Source organism: Patescibacteria group bacterium (assembly GCA_030583705.1).
In the GTDB taxonomy this organism is placed as follows: domain Bacteria; phylum Patescibacteriota; class Patescibacteriia; order Patescibacteriales; family Patescibacteriaceae; genus Patescibacterium.
In genome coordinates, this window is record CP129471.1 from 173035 (window position 1) to 190945 (window position 17911).

Here is a 17911-nt window from a genome sequence, read left to right on the forward strand (position 1 = left end):
TATGCCTCTTTATAAATTTAGAGCCTATAATAACGAAAGTGGCCATGAAGAAGTTGGTAAAGTTGAAGCGCTTGATGAAAATCAGGCGTTGGAGACTTTGGCTTCAAAATCTTACCAGGTTATTTCTCTTGAATTGACAACTCAAGGTAAGAGTTGGAGTAATTTGGAATTTTTAAACAGGATTAATGCTAAAGATTTAGTAGTTTTTTCTAGACAATTTTCCGTTATGGTCTCGTCCAGTGTTCCGGTGGTGGAAACTCTGAAAATCTTATCCCAGCAGTTACCTAAACCTAAATTACGTAGAGTAGTAGGAGAAATCGCTGATGAAGTTGACGGAGGAGATCGTCTGTCTGATTCTTTAGCTAAACGTCCGGGTATTTTTTCAAACTTTTTTGTTAGCGTTATTAAATCTGGTGAACAGTCCGGTAAGCTTGATGAAACATTGAATTATATTGCTGATCAGATGGAAAGAGATTTTGAAATGAATTCCAAAATAAAAGGCGCCATGATTTACCCGATCTTTGTGGTGATTTTAATGGTTAGTATGGGTTTTTTGGTAATGATCTTTATTGTGCCGAAATTAACTGAGATTCTTATTGAAACAGGCGGAGAATTACCTATTGCCACCAGAATTTTGATTGGTACTTCTGATTTTTTAGTTGCTTTTTGGTGGGCAGTTATAACTGGTTTAATTGGCCTTATTATTGCCTTTAGGCTTTATTTTAAAACTTCTTTGGGAAGACTTAATATTCACTATCTCATCTTAAAAGTGCCTATTTTCGGTAATCTTTTACAAATGATCTATCTTGTTCGTTTTACCCGTTCTATGAGTACTTTAATCGCTGGGGGTGTTAATATCTCAGAGAGTTTGGCGGTAGCTGGTGAAGTTACTAATAACGCTTATTATCAAAAAATTGTGGAAAAGACTATGATTGAGGTACAAAGTGGTAATTCAATTTCTTTAGTTTTTACTAAAACACCAGAAATTCCCACTATGGTTTCTCAGATGATGATGGTTGGCGAGAAGACTGGTAAGCTGGATCTGTCTTTTGAAAAAATAACTTCTTTCTATAATAGAGAAATTACCAATATGTTAGGTAATTTAATGTCTTTAATTGAGCCTATTTTAATGGTGGTTATGGGTTTGGGTGTGGGTATTATGGTAGCAGCTATTTTGTTGCCGATGTATAATGTAGCTAGCCAATTATAGTTATCCACAAGTGTTTTTTAAAGGCTCTTGCGCCTAATTGTAAAAAAGTGTATAATTTTATTATATGTCTGGTACGTGTGTTCCAGTCTAAAAATAGAAAGGGGGTGACATTATGACACAAAATACAAATCGTAAGGGTTTTACTTTGATTGAATTGTTGGTGGTTATCGCCATTATTGGTATTCTTTCAACTTTGGCTGTCGTTGCCCTCGGTAATGCCAGAATGAAGTCTCGTGACGCTAAGCGTGTTTCTGATGTTCGTCAGATTCAGACTGCTTTGGAGTTACACTTGAATGATCAATCAACTTATCCGGCTAACCTTACCAGCGGTATTCCTACCTATATGCCGGTTATTCCAACTAATCCAGCACCTCAAAATGATGGAAGTTGTCCCGGTGGTCCTTATACCTATACCCAGACAAACGCAGGTGCTTCTTACACTTTAAGATTCTGCCTTGGTGCAGATACCGGAAGTATAGGAGCTGGCACTCGTACACTCACCCCGGTGGGTATTCAGTAATTTATTTTTCAAAAAATATATAAAAATACAGATAATGAGATATTCTCATGATCTGTATTTTTATATAATTAAACTTTTTTATCTTTTCTATGTTTCCATGATTATTTTGTTTTATACTCTCCTCTAGTGAAGCTATGATTTTATAAGTAACTCCTCATATAGCTTAGCTGAATAATTCATGGTTATCCACAAGTGTTTTTTAAAGGCTCTTGCGCCTAATTGTAAAAAAGTGTATAATTTTATTATATGTCTGGTACGTGTGTTCCAGTCTAAAAATAGAAAGGGGGTGACGCTATGATAAAAAATACAAATCGCAAGGGTTTTACTTTGATTGAATTGTTGGTGGTTATCGCCATTATTGGTATTCTTTCAACTTTGGCTGTCGTTGCCCTCGGTAATGCCAGAATGAAGTCTCGTGACGCTAAGCGTGTTTCTGATGTTCGTCAGATTCAGACTGCTTTGGAGTTACACTTGAATGATCAATCAACTTACCCGGCTAACCTTACCAGCGGTATTCCTACCTATATGCCGGTTATTCCAACTAATCCAGCACCTCAAAATGATGGAAGTTGTCCCGGTGGTCCTTATACCTATACCCAGACAAACGCAGGTGCTTCTTACACTTTGAGATTCTGCCTTGGTGCAGATACTGGAAGTATAGGAGCTGGTACTCGTACACTCACCCCGGTGGGTATTCAGTAATTTATTTTTCAAAAAATATATAAAAATACAGATCATGAGATATTCTTATGATCTGTATTTTGTAGGAATATGAAAAAAGAGGTGCTTATAAAAATTTCTTCGTTAGTTGTTGATTGGGGATTACGATTGTCGGTCTTTTTAGTACCAATTTATTTTGCTTGGTTTAAGGAGAATTACGGTGTTTTTGATCTTAACAAGGTTTTTCTTCTGGGCTTTTTAAGTGTTTTTATTTTGTCCGCTTGGTTTCTTAATCTTTCTTTAACTCGTTCTTGGTCTAGAGTTAGACAGACAAGAGTTTTTTTACCCTTTTCTTTAGTGATTCTCTCTTGGGGTTTAGCTACTTTAGTAGCTATTAATTCTGAAATGGCTCTGTGGGGATCTTATGGCAGAAAACAGGGTCTTTATGCTTTACTTAATTACGCTTTAATATTTTTTATTGCTGTTAATTGGCTTAAGGATAGACGAAGTTTTGAGAAAATTTTAGCTTGGTGGTTGGCCGGGGTTTTCTTGTCTTGTTATTATGGTTTGATTCAGCTTGCGGGGCTTGATCCTTATAATTGGCTTGTAGTGTCAAACTATCGTATTTTTTCAGGGTATGGGCAGACTAATTTTTTTGCCCATTATTTGGTTGTTTCTATTCCGCTGACTGTTTATTTTATTTTTCAGGTGGCTAAAAAGAGGTTAATTATTTTTGCTTTATGGAGTCTTTTGGCCATGGAGTTTACTTGCTTACTCTTTACTTATAGTCGCGGTGCTTGGTTGGCCTTACTGGCAGCTGGTTTTACTGCTTTTCTTTTTTGGTTGATTAGGAAAAAATATTTTAAAACTTTAACCACCATTCTTGTTTTATCTGCTTGCTCAATTTTTTTATTATTTTTTACACCTCTTCGTTCTTTGGTTACTTCTTTTACCGATACCGAAGAGCACTCTTTTTTTGTAGTAAGAATTTCCAGTATTCTTGATTTTAAAAATGATACTATTAAAGCCAGGCTCCAATATTGGGAGCCTACTTTACCCACTTTTTTCAAAGAAACTCCTTTACGTAATCAACTATTTGGCTATGGTCCAGATAATCAGGAATTTTTTTATAGTCGCTTGTACCAAGCTGATTGGGCTTATTTTGAGGCTATTAACTCTTTTCCAGATAGGGCACACTTGGTTTTTTTTGATATTCTTTTACATTTCGGAATTTTGGGCTTATTGGCCTTTACTTGGTTTAGTTTTCTAATTATCAAAAGGCTATTTCTTTTTATTCTAAGATCACCCGAGCAAGGTAATTACTTTCTCGCTCTGACGGTTTTTGTTTCCTTAGTCGCTTATTTTGTTAATAACCTTTTTAGTTTTTCTACCACTGCTATGAGTCTTTTGTGGTTTATTTTAATGGCCATAGCTTGGTTAATTCCCGATAATTACCGATTAACAATTAAGCCAATAAAGTCTTTTAGTTCAATTTCTCTTTATTTTATTACTTTTTTTGTTTTCTTGACCACTTTTTTTGTTTGGTATATGCATGGGTTAAGTGCTTATGTAGCTGATCATTATTTATATGAAGCTAAAAAGTTGGGTCACAAAGCACCATGTGCACAAGTTTTACCGAAAATAAATAAAATGCTTGATTGGTATTTTGTTGAACCTCTTTATAGGGAAAATTATCTAAGTTATTATTCTAGATGTTTATCTTCTATTGATAAACAAGAGGATAGGCTATTGGTAGCTTCTTTAATGGATGAGGTTTTTGACAGTTTAAAGAAAAATTATCAGCTTTATAACCATAATTTAAGCATAGCTTTAAGCTATACTACCTTGGGTGAATATCTTGATAAAAAATACTATGAGGAGGCTGAAGAAATTTATTTTGATTTAATCAATTTAAATCCTTGGCTTACTTCCACTTACCAAGATTTTGGTATAATGAGAATTAAACAGCAGAGATTCGAAGAAGCTATTGATATTTTCCAGGAAGGTTTGAATAGATCTCCAGATTCTTATAAATATGATACTATAAGAAGGGAATTAATTAAGAGATCTTTAGCTAACTTTCATGAATTAATTGGCAGTGTTTATTTTATGAAGAATGAGCTTGGCCTTTCTTTGGAGTCTTATCAAAAGGCGGTGGAATTAAATCCTAAGTTAGCCACTGCCTATAAAAAAATTGCTGATATCGCTTATGCCAGAGGAGAGTTTGAGGAGGCGATAAGATTAACCTATTTAGGTTATAGTCAATTTCCCAATGACTATACTTGGTCATATGCTTTAGCCATTCTTTATCATGAAAAAAAAGACACGGAAAAGGCTTTAGAGTATTCTTATAAAGCTTTGTCTTTAAGCCCAGAGAATGAACAGGTTAAGGAGCTTTTGGAAATTATTGAAAACCAATAGCCTTGTCTTTGATTGGTTTTTCCTATATTATTATAATAATGAGTTTTATGGAATTATTTGTTTTAATTATCTTATTTGGATTGATTATCGGCAGTTTTTTAAATTGTCTTATTTGGCGTCTTTATGCTGGAGAAACTTTGCTTGGCCGATCTTATTGTCCCCATTGCAGGGTTAATATCGGCTGGTATGACAATATTCCTTTTTTAAGTTATTTAATCCTTTTGGGTAAGTGTAGACATTGTAGAAAAAGTATTCATTGGCATTATCCGCTGGTTGAAGTTTTAACGGCCGGTATTTTTGCTTTGGTGTTTTATTATTTAAGTCGTTTTAACGGCTTGGCTTTTGATTGGGATTGGACGGTCTGGTTAACCTTAGCTCGTGATTTATTTATTGTCTGTATTTTTTTGGTGATTTTAATTATGGATATGCGTTGGTATGTGGTTTCCGATCTTGTAACCATACCAGCTATAGTGATAATTACAGTTATTAATTTACTCTTAGGGTACAGTTGGAGTATTATCGGCTTAGGTGCTTTGGTTGGTGGTGGTTTTTTCCTTTTGCAATATTTAATTTCCCGCGGTCGCTGGATAGGTGATGGAGACATTAGGATAGGTTTACTACTTGGTGTCTTTTTTGGTTGGCCGATGGTAATATCTTCTATTGGCCTGGCCTATGGATTGGGAGCTATTGCTGGTATTATATTGTTAATTACTCGTAAGAAAAAAGCTCATTCCATGATGCCACTTGGTTCTTTTTTGGCGATTGGCGGAATAATCTCAATTTTTCTTGGAGAGTTTTTGGTTAATTGGTATCTTCGTTTAATTAATGTTTTATAGTTTTCTATGTCTAAAAAGAATAGTTTCAAAAAAACTAAATATATTTTCGTAGTCGGGGGAGTTATGTCCGGTGTGGGTAAAGGCGTAGCAGCGGCCAGTATGGGTAGAATTTTAGAGAGTAAGGGCTATAATGTTAGTGCTATTAAGATAGACCCTTATATTAATGTTGATGCTGGTACTATGAATCCAATAGAGCATGGAGAAGTTTTTGTTACTGAAGATGGGGATGAAACAGACCAGGACATAGGTAATTATGAAAGATTTTTAAATAAAAATATTTATAAAGATAATTACATGACTACTGGCCGAGTTTATCAGGCAGTGATTGAGCGTGAACGAAATTTGGGTTATGGTGGCAAATGCGTAGAAGTGGTGCCTCACATTCCGATGGAGATTAAAGAAAGAATTGAGAGAGCCGTTAAAAAGACCGGTGCTGAGATTATGATTATAGAAATAGGTGGGACGGTGGGGGAATACCAGAACATGCTTTTTTTGGAAGCTGCTCGTATGATGAAACTAGCCCTAAAAGATGACGTGGCTTTTGTTATGGTTAGTTATTTACCAATTCAGTCTGGAGAAATGAAGACTAAACCAACACAGTATGCTATTAGAACCTTAAATGCTGCCGGTATTCAGCCGGACTTTATCATCGCTCGTTCCATTGTTGCGCTTGATAATGTTAGACGACAAAAAATAGCTCTAAATTGTAATATTAATCCAGAAGATGTTATCTCCGCACCGGACAGTTCTTCTATTTATCAGGTACCGGTTAATTTTGAAAAAGATCATTTGGGTGAAAGAATCCTTAAAAGATTCAGTCTTAAACCTAGACAAAAGGACCTTAAAGAATGGCGCTCTATGATTAAAAAAATGGAAGGCGCCAAAAAAACAACACAGATCGCCATTGTTGGTAAATATTTTCGTTCTGGTGATTTTCATCTAACTGATTCTTATATCTCAGTTTTAGAAGCTCTTAAGCACGGTGGCTTAGCCAATAATTGTCGAGTTAATATTCATTGGCTATCATCTGAAGAAGTTGAAGAAAAGGGAGTTTCAGTTTTAAAGAAATATCAGGGAATTATTGTACCCCAAGGTTGGGGTAGTAGAGGTTCTGAGGGTAAGATTAAAACCATTAAGTATTGTCGAGAGAACCGAGTACCTTATTTTGGGCTTTGTTATGGTATGCAGATGGCGGTGGTGGAGTTTGCTAGGAATGTAGCCGGTTTAAAAGGTGCCCATAGTATTGAAGCTGATCCAAAAACACCTCATCCAGTACTTGAAGTAATGCCCGAACAAAAAAATGCCTTAGCGGCCGGTCGTTACGGTGGCACTATTCGTCTTGGTGGTTGGCCCTGTAAAACCGTACCCGGAACTCGTTTGGCGGGAATTTATAAAAAAAGAGCAGATAAAAAAGGTATAGTATCAGAAAGACACAGACATCGCTATGAATTTAATCCAAAATATAGGGCAATCCTTGAAGAAAAAGGCTTGGTTATTTGCGGTACTTCACCGGACAATAAAATAGTTGAAGCCATTGAATTAACTGATCATCCCTTCTTTATCGGTACACAATTCCATCCTGAATATATTTCTCGACCACTGGATCCACATCCTTTATTTACGGAATTCATTAAAACTTGTTTGTCTTAGTATCTTTTAACTTTTATGAATTTTTCTCTTGTTATTGTTTCTTACAAAACTAAAGACTTATTAAAAGAATGCTTGCAGTCGTATACAACTCAGATAAAAGAATCAGCAGATGAAATTATCGTTGTTGATAACGACTCTCAAGATGGTAGCGTTGAAATGGTTAAAGAATATTTTCCTGGTGTTAGAGTGTTAGCCAATGATTTTAATGCCGGTTTTTCAAAGGGCTGTAATCTGGGTTGGAAAAACTCCAAGAATGATTTTATTATTTTCTCAAATACTGATATAAACATTCCTGAAGGTTTTTTTGACAAACTCCGTCTGGAGTGTAAAAGTATCAAAGACTGGGACATTATGAGTCCGGAATTACGATCACCTGACAAGTCTTTAATCCAAGCCAGCTGGTCTTATGAGTTGTCTTTTTGGGGAGAGTTTTTTTCTATGTTTTTTTCTCCCGATAGAGTCGCTAAAATACCTTTCATGAATTACTTAACGGTTAAGAGACAAAGTAAGGTTCGCGAAGTTGATTTGGTGGCCGGTGCCTGCATGATTGCCAAAAAACAATTTTTACAAACCGTTAACGGTTTTGATGAAAATTTTGAACTTTATTTTGAAGACGCTGATCTTTGTTACCAGTGCAGAAAAATCGGTGGGCGGGTGATATTTAATCCTAATATTTTTGTTTTTCATGGCTTGGGTAAATCAGGCGAAGGCATGAGTAGAAAGATTAGTTTTATTTATAGACAAAGCCAGATATATTATTATCGGAAGAATAACGGTTTTTTACAGCTACAGCTGCTCAAAATTTACTTGCTTTTTAAATGGTTTCTTTTTAAGGGTCTTTTAAAGAATAAAAAAGACAGAAATATTTTTTTTGACATTATTAGAGAAAATAAGAGATTCAGTTTAATTGATAATTTTTAAATAATAATATGAATAATAAATTTAATGCCATAAAGTTGGTGATAAAAAAAGAGGGTTGGTTGGCGCTTTTTCAAAAGAGACAGGTTTATCACCATCTATTGTTTCCCTTTTTCTATCTTTGGTCTTGGCTGAGGATAAAATTTTTTAAGAGTCAAGATATTAAAAAAATAGTTGATTTTATTTTTTCTTTGGGTTTTGGCTTTTTTGATCCGATTCAGTTAAAAAGTGAAATTATTTCTTTATTAGAAATTGTTAAAACAGCTAAGCCTCGTGTTATTTTAGAAATAGGTACCGCTAAGGGCGGAACGCTTTTTCTTTTTTCAAGAATAGCGGATAATAAAGCTGAGATTATTAGCCTTGATTTAGATGCGTCTTTAGGTAAGTACGGTGGCGGTTATCCGGTCATTAAAAAGCCTCTTTTTAAATCATTTGCTCAGGCTGAGCAAGCTATTCATTTAATTAGAGCCGATTCACATAAAGAAAGCACCAAGGAAAAAGTTAAAGGTTTATTACAGGACAAGTTAGTGGATTTTTTATTTATTGATGCGGATCATACTTACGAGGGAGTTAAAAAAGATTTTTTAATGTATTCCGAGTTAGTTAGACCGGGTGGTTTAGTGGCTTTTCATGATATTATTACCGCTAACGATACTGATGATTACGGAGTTGAGCGTTTTTGGAATGAAATAAAAAACAACTATGAACATTTTGAATTTATAGAAGATAGAAGTTTGAGAGCTTATGGTATAGGTCTTTTAATTAAAACCGAATAGGGTTAAGCTTTATGTTGTTTGATTATTTTTATCAAAAATTATTAAAAAGTAAAGGAAAAAGTACTTTATTGAATTATGGCAGAAGTATTATTAAAGATTGGGTTTTAATTTATAACCAAAGCAAAAATCAACCTTTGAAAATATTTGATATTGGTTGTTCTCGAGGTGATGATTTGCTTAATATAAAAAATGAGTTTTTTAAAATTGGACTTGATACCGATTTACATGGGCTGGAAATAAACAGTGTTTATGCTGAAGAAGCGGTTAAAAGGGGGATATCAGTGGCTTCTTTGGATATTGAAAAAGATAAATTGCCTTATGAAAACAATTTCTTTGATATCATTGTCGCTAACCAGATTCTTGAGCATGTTAAAGAGTTTTTTTGGATTAATTCGGAAATTAACAGAGTTTTAAAGCCCGGTGGACTATATATCATCGGGGTGCCGAATTTAGCATCTTTCCATAATAGACTTTTATTATTATTCGGTCAGCAACCAACGTCGATTAGAACATTAGGGCCTCACGTTAGGGGTTATACGAAAAAAGATCTTGTTGAGGCCATGACTAAACATGGAGGCTTTCGTTTACTATCTTCGGCTGGTGGTAATTTTTATCCTTTCCCTCCTACTTTAGCTAAATTTTTAAGTAAACTTTTCCCTAGTGCTGCGGTTTCTCTTTTTTTAGTTTTTGAAAAAACCAAGGAGTCTTCTTTTAAAGAATTTTTAGCTGTACCTCTTGAAACTAATTTTAAGATATAAGATTAAGATAGCATAAAGATTAAGATGTTGTTGAAACAATAGTGAGTAATAATGATATAATAACAATAAAGATATAACTTATTAATAAAAAACACCGCCCATAGGCGGTATTTTTATAGCATTTTACTGGTTTATTATTCTAAACTTTTTAAAATAATTATTCAGTTACAACACTCACCACGGTTGATCTTTTCAAGGCGCCGTTAAATTTTTTCATTTTCTTTGAAGAAAATTTAACCATACCATTGGTCTCACTATATAGAGTGTCATCTTTGCCGCGTCGAACATTTTTGCCAGGATGATATTTAGTACCCCTTTGTCTAATTAGAATACAACCAGGTTTGGCAATTTGTCCGTCCTGGAGTTTAACACCCAGGCGTTTTCCGATACTGTCGCGGCCCAGCGCGGTAGAACCGCCGGCTTTCTTATGTGCCATATAATATATTTAAATTACAAGTTTTTCGCTTCCCAGGCGAATAAAATTACTTTGTAAAGGCTATTTATCATTATAGCAAACAAAGAGCCCTGTGTCAAGCAATGTACGTTTGCAGGGTTAATGTTACCTTTTCTCGGGGTAAAAGGCAAATGGAATGGTAAAGGGAGGCGGCTAGTTTCTGCTTAGGGGTAAGTCCATTCATACCAAAGCCATAATGCTTGCGTTCGTTATTGTAATACGCCAACCAACGGTTCAGTTTGTAACTCAAAAGCTCCATTGAATCATAAAACCCACATTGAGGCCAAAAGAACTGCTCTTTTAGGGTTTTGTGAAAGCGTTCAATCTTGCCGTTCTCCTGGGGGCAGTGAGCATGGATGGTAACGACTTCAATGCCCAGTGTATGGCAAAAGGCTTTGAGTTGTTTGCCGTAGCGGTTATCTACCCGAAGACGCCGGATTGTAAAGGGCACGGTTGCCACCAGATATTTCACAAAGTCAATGGCATTAAGGCAGGTCTCGCGCTCATACAGTTTTGCCCCAACATGACGTGAGCAATCATCAATAGCGTCAAAACAGGCTAGATTTCGTCCTCGGCCAAAGGGGTAGCACGCATCCATTTGCAGCTCTAAACCGGGGGTTTCAAGGCAGTAGAGCTTAGGCTTGGCTCTTGGTAGTCCCAGGTAATCCTTGTTGTAACGGATACGGTTGCGTTTAAGGATACGGTAGACAGTAACGGGGTGAAGAACTATACCACGTTCTTTAAAGTAATCTGCAATGGCTCTGGTGGTGGCACGAGAGTTTAAGATGGCAATATCGCAGACACGTTGCTCAAGTGAAGCCGGTGTCCGGTTAGCGGCTACACCATGTTTTGGCCCGGTCTTTTTTGGCACCAAGATAGCTTCTCCATGAATCATATAGAGTGACTTTAGGCGGCATAATGATTTGGGATGCATGCCAAGGAGCTTGGCTGCCTCTACCCCCTTTATTTGTTTAGCGACACATTTGTCTAGAATAGCTTTTTTCATAGCAATGACTTCAGCTTGTAGATTTCGAGCTTTTCCCATAATGATGGCAATAAATACTTAGAAGGTAATTATGCCACCATTTAGCCTTTGAGCGAAACCCCAAAGGTAACCCTAATTGCTGCAATTGGAACACCCTGTGTCAAGCAATTGCTTTTTAATATTTCTTAAATCCATTTGCTCATCAGTCTTTTTAATGATACAATATTGTATTGATTGCCTTAGTTGTCTTAGTCTTCTTATTAGTCTTTCCAGTCTTTTTTAGTTCTAACTTACCCTTTAATATTAGCTTACTTCTTAACCTATGTCTTTTGTTCACCTCCATGTCCATAGTCATTATTCTCTCCTTGACGGTCTAACCAAAATAGATGACTTAGTGGCAGCCGCTAAAGCCGACGGCGCTCCCGCAGTGGCGCTAACTGATCATGGAGTTATGTACGGTGTTATAGAGTTTTACGAAAAATGTCTTAAGGCTGATATTAAACCGATTATTGGAGTGGAAACATATTTAGCGCCCGCTTCCAGACATGATCGAACCACTCGTGCGGGTGAAAAAAATTATTTTCATTTAGTGCTATTGGCTAAAAATAATACAGGTTATCATAACCTGGTAAAATTAACCTCCATTGCTCATGTTGAGGGGTATTATTACCGTCCCCGTATAGACTGGGAGGTACTGGAAAAATATTCCGAAGGTCTTATTGCCACTAGTTCTTGTTTAGCAGGTGAGGTTCCTAGATTATTATTAGCAGATCAACAAGATAAGGCTTTGGAAAAAATAAGACATTATCAGAAAGTTTTTGGTAAGGAAAATTTTTTTCTGGAGCTCCAAGATCATCCTGAAATACCGGAACAAGTTAAAGTTAATGATTTATTGATTCAACTAGGTAAGGAACATAATATTCCTCTGATTGTTACCAATGACGTTCATTATCTAAGAGCTGATGATGATGAGGCCCAAGATATTTTGCTTTGTATCCAAAATGGTAACAGAAAAGAAGACACCAATAGAATGTCCATGATGGGAGTTAATTTCTCCTTTAAAGCTAAAGAAGAAATTGCCACTGCCTTTGCTCATGTGCCTGAGGCTCTTGAAAATACCGTTAAAATTGCCGAGATGTGTGATGTGCAACTTGAGTTGGGCTCTGTCCAGTTGCCGCACTTTGAGGTTCCCGAGGGTTTGGATGGCTTGTCTTATCTTAGACAACTATGTATTAAGGGTTTTCCATTGCGTTATGGTAAAACATACGAAGAAATTGATCAGGTATATAAAGAAAGACTTGATTATGAATTGGAAGTAATTGCTAAAATGGGCTGGCCTTCTTATTTTTTAATTGTGGCAGATTTTGTTAGCTGGGCTCGTTCACAAGGTATTTTGGTTGGTCCGGGTAGAGGTTCGGCCGCCGGCTCTTTAGTTTGTTATCTAACAGGTATTACCAATCTTTGTCCAATTGAATATAATCTGATTTTTGAACGTTTTCTTAATCCTTATCGTATCTCCATGCCTGATATTGATTTAGATTTTGCCGATAGCCGACGAGGTGAAGTTTTGACTTATGTACAAAATAAATACGGGCATGATCATGTGGCGCAGATTATTACCTTTGGTACCATGGCGGCTCGAGCAGCCGTACGAGATGTGGGAAGGGTTTTGAATTACCCTTATGATTATTGTGACAAACTCTCTAAAACCATACCGCCCATGATGAAACTCAAAGAAGCTCTTGAGCGTTCACCTGATCTACGAGCCATGTATCGTGAACCAGAAGCCGGAAGAATCATTGATTATGCGTTAAAACTGGAAGGGGTGGCTAGACACAGTTCAGTACACGCTTGCGGAGTTTTGATCACTAAAAATCCCCTAGTTGATCATGTACCGATTCAATATGTCTCTTCTTCGGATAAAAGTTTGGTTTCGCAGTATTCTCTTCATCCAATTGAAGATCTTGGGCTTTTAAAGATGGACTTTTTAGGGCTTAGTAACCTAACGATTATTGAATCAGCCATTAATATTATTAAAAATACCCAAGGGATGGTTATAGATATTGATAAGATACCCCTTAATGATCAGAAAACTTATGAGCTTTTCCAAAAAGGGGAGACTACCGGTGTTTTTCAGTTTGAATCAAGCGGCATGAAAAGATATCTTAAGGAACTTAAACCGACTGAATTTGAAGATATTATTGCTATGGTGGCTCTTTATCGTCCCGGGCCAATGGAATGGATTCCCGATTATATTGCTGGTAAGCACGCTCGTAAAAAAACTAAGTATCTTCATCCCAAACTTGAACCGATTCTTGAGGTTACTTATGGTGTAGCTGTTTATCAGGAACAGGTTTTGCAAATCGCCAGAGCACTGGCTGGCTTTAGCTTAGGAGAAGCTGATGTTTTACGTAAAGCGGTTGGTAAAAAAATACCAGAGCTTTTAGCCGAACAAAAAGAAAAATTTGTGGAAGGGTGTGTAAAGAATGGGCTTAATAGTAAGTTAGCTGAAGAAATTTTCTCCTTTATTGAACCTTTTGCTGGCTATGGTTTTAATCGTTCGCACGCCGCTTGTTATGCTATGTTGGGTTACCAAACCGCTTACCTTAAAGCCAATTGGCCAACTGAATTTATGGCCGCTCTTTTAACCTCAGACCAACAAAATAGCGATCGAGTGGCTATTGAAATTGAGGAGTGTCGCTCTATGGGTATTACTATCCAACCACCTGATCTTAACGAGTCCTTTGATAACTTTACAGTGGTAATGGATCAGGCAGGTGAAGGGTCGGATAAAAAAGAATCAAAGACCATTCGTTTCGGACTTAAAGCCATTAAGAATGTTGGAGAGCATATTTCGGAAATAATTATTAGTGAAAGAAAAGCCAATGGTCGTTTTAATGATATTTCGGATTTTCTTGAAAGAATTAATGATAAAGACCTTAATCGTAAGTCACTGGAAAGCTTAATTAAAGCTGGAGCTTTGGAAAGTTTTGCCGATCGAGGTGTTCTTTTAGCCAATGTTGATTACATGATAGCTTTTCATAAAGAGGCTGAACAACGTCGTCTTAGTAAGCAAGGCACTTTGTTTGGGGCCACAGAGGCTTCTGTTATGGGTATTGATTTAAAGCAAGCTCCACCAGCTTCCCGACAAGAAAAGTTATCTTGGGAAAAAGAATTACTAGGTCTTTATATTACTGAACATCCCTTTTCGGAGTATCGCCCCTTACTTGAGGGTGTCATAACGCCTCTACAAGCTCTGTCGTCTGTACCCAACGGGCAAGAGACGTCCATAGCTGGTGTAGTTGGTTTAATTAAGAAAATAGTAACCAGAAAAAACGAGTCAATGATTTTTGTTAAACTTGAAGATGGTTTGGCTGTTACTGAGCTGATAATTTTTCCTAAACTACTTAATGAAACTTCCCTAATCTGGGAGACCGGTAAGGTAATACTTGCCCAGGGCTCTTTATCTGATAAAGACGGAGAAAGAAAAATTTTAGTTAATAGAGCGGTTGAGTTAACTTCCGCTAACTCTACGATTGCCATTCGGGAGTTTAAACCAAAAGCACCTTTTAGAAATTCAGTTCCTAAACCTCTTGATTACCGAACGGCTGTTAACGGTTATAGTCCTAAAAAACCAGAAAAGTCTTTAACATTAATTATTAGTAACCCAACGAAGGTTGGTGAAGTTGGGAATGATTTAAAGGATATTTTTGCTTCTTTTCCTGGTACTTGTCCGGTTTTTCTTAATTTATCAAGTAACGGAGAGACTAAGGTTTTAAAGACTAATTACTTAGTTGAGCCACACGAGGAATTACTTAACAAGCTTCGTCGTGATTTTTCTGATGTCTTAAAAATCAAGACCTCTTAACTTATTTCTAAAAATGTTTTATAATTAAGAGGTTATTAAATTAACTCTTTTAACCCCATTGTTTTATGCCAAAAAAAACCTCCGAGAAAAAAAGTGTAACTAAGAAAGCTTCAGCTAATATTAAGATTAAGCAGCGTAAAAAGGCTAAGCCGGTACCCGAAACTCACGTGATTGATCTTAAAAAACATGCATTAGTGGAAGTTAAAGAGGAGCCGATTATTAAGAAAAAACCTGAATTAGAGGAAAATTATGAGGATGAAGAAGAGATTGAAGAAGACTTGGAAGTAGAAGAGACAGAATTTGCCGTTCGTCCTCGCCGGGCTCGTTTAACCGAAGAAGGAGAAAATAAGACTTCTTATAAAAAAGTTATTGGTATTTTTTTGACACTTAGTGGGCTTTGTTTATTGGCCGCCGCTTATGTAGCTTTTATACGTTTAGATATTGTTATTAAGAGTGAGCCTAGATTACTTGAGACCGAATCTTTGTTTACCATTTACGACCGACCGGATAATTACAACCTACCTTCTGATGGAATCTTGGGCTTAGTTAGAGAAATGGAAATAGATTTTAGTCGAGAATTTACTACTACTGGACAAACCGAAGGTAAGGCCGAGGTTAGTGGCCGGGTGACGATTATTAATAATTATTCACAAAGTCAACCCTTAGTGGCTACTACCAGACTTTTATCTAGCAACAATCAGCTGTTGCGTTTGCGTAATACCGTTTCCGTACCGGCTGGTGGCAGCATTGAAGTTGATGTTTATTCTGATGAAGTTGATCCTAGGTTCTTTTTACCGGCTGGTCGTTTAACTATTCCCGGTTTATGGGCGGGCTTACAAGAACAAATTTATGCTGAAGTCGGTAGTGATCAGGTAACTTATCGTTCAGAAACTATTTCTGTTGTTTCTGAGCAAGACCTTAATAATGCGATTGCTGCTGTCCGAGATGAGATAATTAAAGAGGCTCGTCGTTCTATTGAGGAAAAATATGCTGATTATGATGAAAAATTATATGAAATAGATGAGTCAAGCATTACCTATGAAACGAAAGCTAAGGCTGGGGATCAAGTGGAAACTTTTACTATGCAGCTTAGCGGTTTGGTTAAAGTAGCAGCTTTTGATTCAGAGAATATTCGTGGTGAACTTGAATCTTTAGTTTATGCCTCAACCGAAGAAGGAGGTAAAGTTACCACTAAACCGAAAATTAATTTTACTATTATCCAGGCAGATACAGTAGATAACATTGCTGACGTTAAAGCTTCTATAGTGGCTGATGCAACATTTTCTCCGGCCATGGAAATAATAGATCGTTCGTCCTTGGTTAATTTACGTAAAGATCAGGTAGAAGCTTATCTTAACCGACAACCATGGATAACTTCTTATGAACTTAATTTTCAGCCTACTTTTTGGAAAATTTCTCCAGCCTTGGCCGATAGGATTAAGATTTATCAGGAGTAACTCATCATGAATATAAATAACAAAAGAGCTTTTACTCTTGTAGAACTCCTGGTAGTTATAGCCATTATTGGAGTAATTTCCACTTTAGCGACTATCTCTTTTTCCAACTCAAGACTATCCGCGAGAGATGCTAAACGTTTAAGTGATATTAGATTAATGTCTAATGCTTTGGAATTATATTATGCGGATCACGGAAGTTATCCTGATGAAGTTGATTTCCAACCCGGACAATCATTGATCAGTACAGATGGACAAATCATTTATTTAGCCTCTGTTCCCGACAATCCTATTCCCTGGACAGACGGGGATTGTCCTGAGGAAAACTATGGTTATGAAACATCAGATGGCTCTTCTTATCTTATAACAACTTGTCTTGGTGGAGAGTCTGCGACTTTTGCTCCTGGTGTTATTACTTATAGTCCCGAAGAAGGTTTAATCGGGCAAACTCCGGAAGGTGGCGGGGGCGGTGGACCTGTTGCTAGTTTTAACTGCGGTGATCCAATTGAAGATGATGATGGTAATGAATATAATACCGTTCAAATAGGTACACAATGTTGGATGAAAGAAAATCTTAAAGTCGGAACTATGGTAAATAGTCAATTTAATTCACCTTGCGTTTATATTTCGAGCGTGCCCGGGTATTCTTGTCAGAATAATAATGCTGTTATTCAAAAATATTGTTACGGAAATAACGCTAGCAATTGCGAAACTTATGGGGCCTTATATGAATGGCACCAGGCCATGAATTTGCCGACAGCGTGTGCTAATACTAACTGCTCTGGTAGTATTCAGGATCCGCATCAGGGCATTTGTCCAACTGGATGGCATATTCCGACAGACGAAGAATTTAATACCCTTGAACTATACACTCTTGCTACTATAAATAGTCAGAATAATCAGTACCCCTGTAGCACAGGAGAGCTAACTTGGTCTCGTTGTGCTGATAATAATGGCACTGAAGCAGGAGGGCCAAGTGGAGTTGGAAAATCCCTTAAACTTGGCTCTAATTATAGTAATGATAATTTAGTTGGATTTAGCATGTTGATGAGTGGCGGTGGTTCTCCGAGTCGTTCTCCCTCTGGCGGATTTAATAATGTGGGTTTTTATGGGTTTTTATGGCTATCAGATGAGACGAGTACTATAAATGTTTTAACTCGTCAATTATATTCGGAGAATAGGACAATTCGTCGAGCTAATGCTTTTAATAAATTATGGGCGCTTAGTGTTCGTTGTGTTAAAGACTAACTCTTTTGTACTTATTTTGTAGTTAGTTGTTCATTTATAGAGTGTAATTTTAACCTTATAAAAGCACTTAGTTGACAAATTCTTAAGGCTTGCTAATATTAATGTTAGTTCTTGATAAATCTTAAATGTTTTAGTTTTTAGTTCTTCGGCGAT

General features: G+C 36.6%; 14 protein-coding genes. 12 read left to right on the top strand and 2 right to left on the bottom strand.

Annotation, left to right across the window (positions count from 1 at the left end; translation table 11 throughout):
- Position 1 precedes the first annotated feature (1 nt).
- The 9 genes from QY321_00890 (at position 2) to QY321_00930 (ending at position 9749) form a co-directional block, all read left to right on the top strand.
- Entirely contained in the window at positions 2–1210 is a 1209-nt protein-coding gene (locus tag QY321_00890; protein WKZ24973.1) for a type II secretion system F family protein, read from the top strand.
- Positions 1211–1322: 112 nt separating this feature from the next.
- A complete protein-coding gene (locus QY321_00895; GenBank protein WKZ24974.1) occupies positions 1323–1730 on the top strand; it encodes a prepilin-type N-terminal cleavage/methylation domain-containing protein in 408 nt (135 codons plus the stop codon).
- 294 nt (positions 1731–2024) lie between these two features.
- The gene (locus QY321_00900) at positions 2025–2432 is read left to right on the top strand and encodes a type II secretion system protein (GenBank protein WKZ24975.1); all 408 of its coding nucleotides are present in this window, start codon (positions 2025–2027) and stop codon (positions 2430–2432) included.
- A gap of 69 nt (positions 2433–2501) precedes the next feature.
- Complete coding sequence (locus QY321_00905) at positions 2502–4811, top strand: O-antigen ligase family protein (GenBank protein WKZ24976.1); 2310 nt, start codon at positions 2502–2504, stop codon at positions 4809–4811.
- A gap of 47 nt (positions 4812–4858) precedes the next feature.
- Entirely contained in the window at positions 4859–5647 is a 789-nt protein-coding gene (locus QY321_00910) for a prepilin peptidase (GenBank protein ID WKZ24977.1), read from the top strand.
- Between the two features lie 6 nt (positions 5648–5653).
- Positions 5654–7297 (top strand): CTP synthase, encoded by a 1644-nt coding sequence (locus tag QY321_00915; GenBank protein ID WKZ24978.1) that lies wholly within the window; start codon positions 5654–5656, stop codon positions 7295–7297.
- A 15-nt stretch (positions 7298–7312) separates the two neighbouring features.
- Complete coding sequence (locus QY321_00920; protein ID WKZ24979.1) at positions 7313–8218, top strand: glycosyltransferase family 2 protein; 906 nt, start codon at positions 7313–7315, stop codon at positions 8216–8218.
- An 8-nt stretch (positions 8219–8226) separates the two neighbouring features.
- Positions 8227–8991: a class I SAM-dependent methyltransferase gene (locus QY321_00925; GenBank protein WKZ24980.1), complete on the top strand. Its 765-nt coding sequence runs from the start codon at positions 8227–8229 to the stop codon at positions 8989–8991.
- A gap of 134 nt (positions 8992–9125) precedes the next feature.
- On the top strand, positions 9126–9749 hold the full coding sequence (locus QY321_00930) for a class I SAM-dependent methyltransferase (protein ID WKZ24981.1): 624 nt from the start codon (positions 9126–9128) through the stop codon (positions 9747–9749).
- Positions 9750–9906: 157 nt separating this feature from the next.
- Here the strand turns inward: QY321_00930 and rpmA are convergent, their stop codons facing one another.
- Positions 9907–10185 (bottom strand): 50S ribosomal protein L27, encoded by a 279-nt coding sequence (gene rpmA, locus QY321_00935; protein ID WKZ24982.1) that lies wholly within the window; start codon positions 10183–10185, stop codon positions 9907–9909.
- Positions 10186–10279: 94 nt separating this feature from the next.
- Complete coding sequence (locus QY321_00940; protein WKZ24983.1) at positions 10280–11248, bottom strand: integrase core domain-containing protein; 969 nt, start codon at positions 11246–11248, stop codon at positions 10280–10282.
- Positions 11249–11510: 262 nt separating this feature from the next.
- Between QY321_00940 and QY321_00945 the strand changes: the two genes are divergently transcribed.
- The 3 genes from QY321_00945 (at position 11511) to QY321_00955 (ending at position 17758) form a co-directional block, all read left to right on the top strand.
- Positions 11511–15056, top strand: a complete 3546-nt coding sequence (locus tag QY321_00945) for a DNA polymerase III subunit alpha (GenBank protein ID WKZ24984.1) — start codon at positions 11511–11513, stop codon at positions 15054–15056.
- Between the two features lie 65 nt (positions 15057–15121).
- Positions 15122–16513, top strand: coding sequence for a hypothetical protein (locus tag QY321_00950; GenBank protein ID WKZ24985.1), 1392 nt, complete (start codon positions 15122–15124; stop codon positions 16511–16513).
- Positions 16514–16519: 6 nt separating this feature from the next.
- Positions 16520–17758 carry an FISUMP domain-containing protein gene (locus QY321_00955; GenBank protein WKZ24986.1) on the top strand — a complete coding sequence of 413 codons (1239 nt, stop codon included), beginning with the start codon at positions 16520–16522 and terminating at the stop codon, positions 17756–17758.
- The last annotated feature ends 153 nt before the right edge of the window (positions 17759–17911 follow it).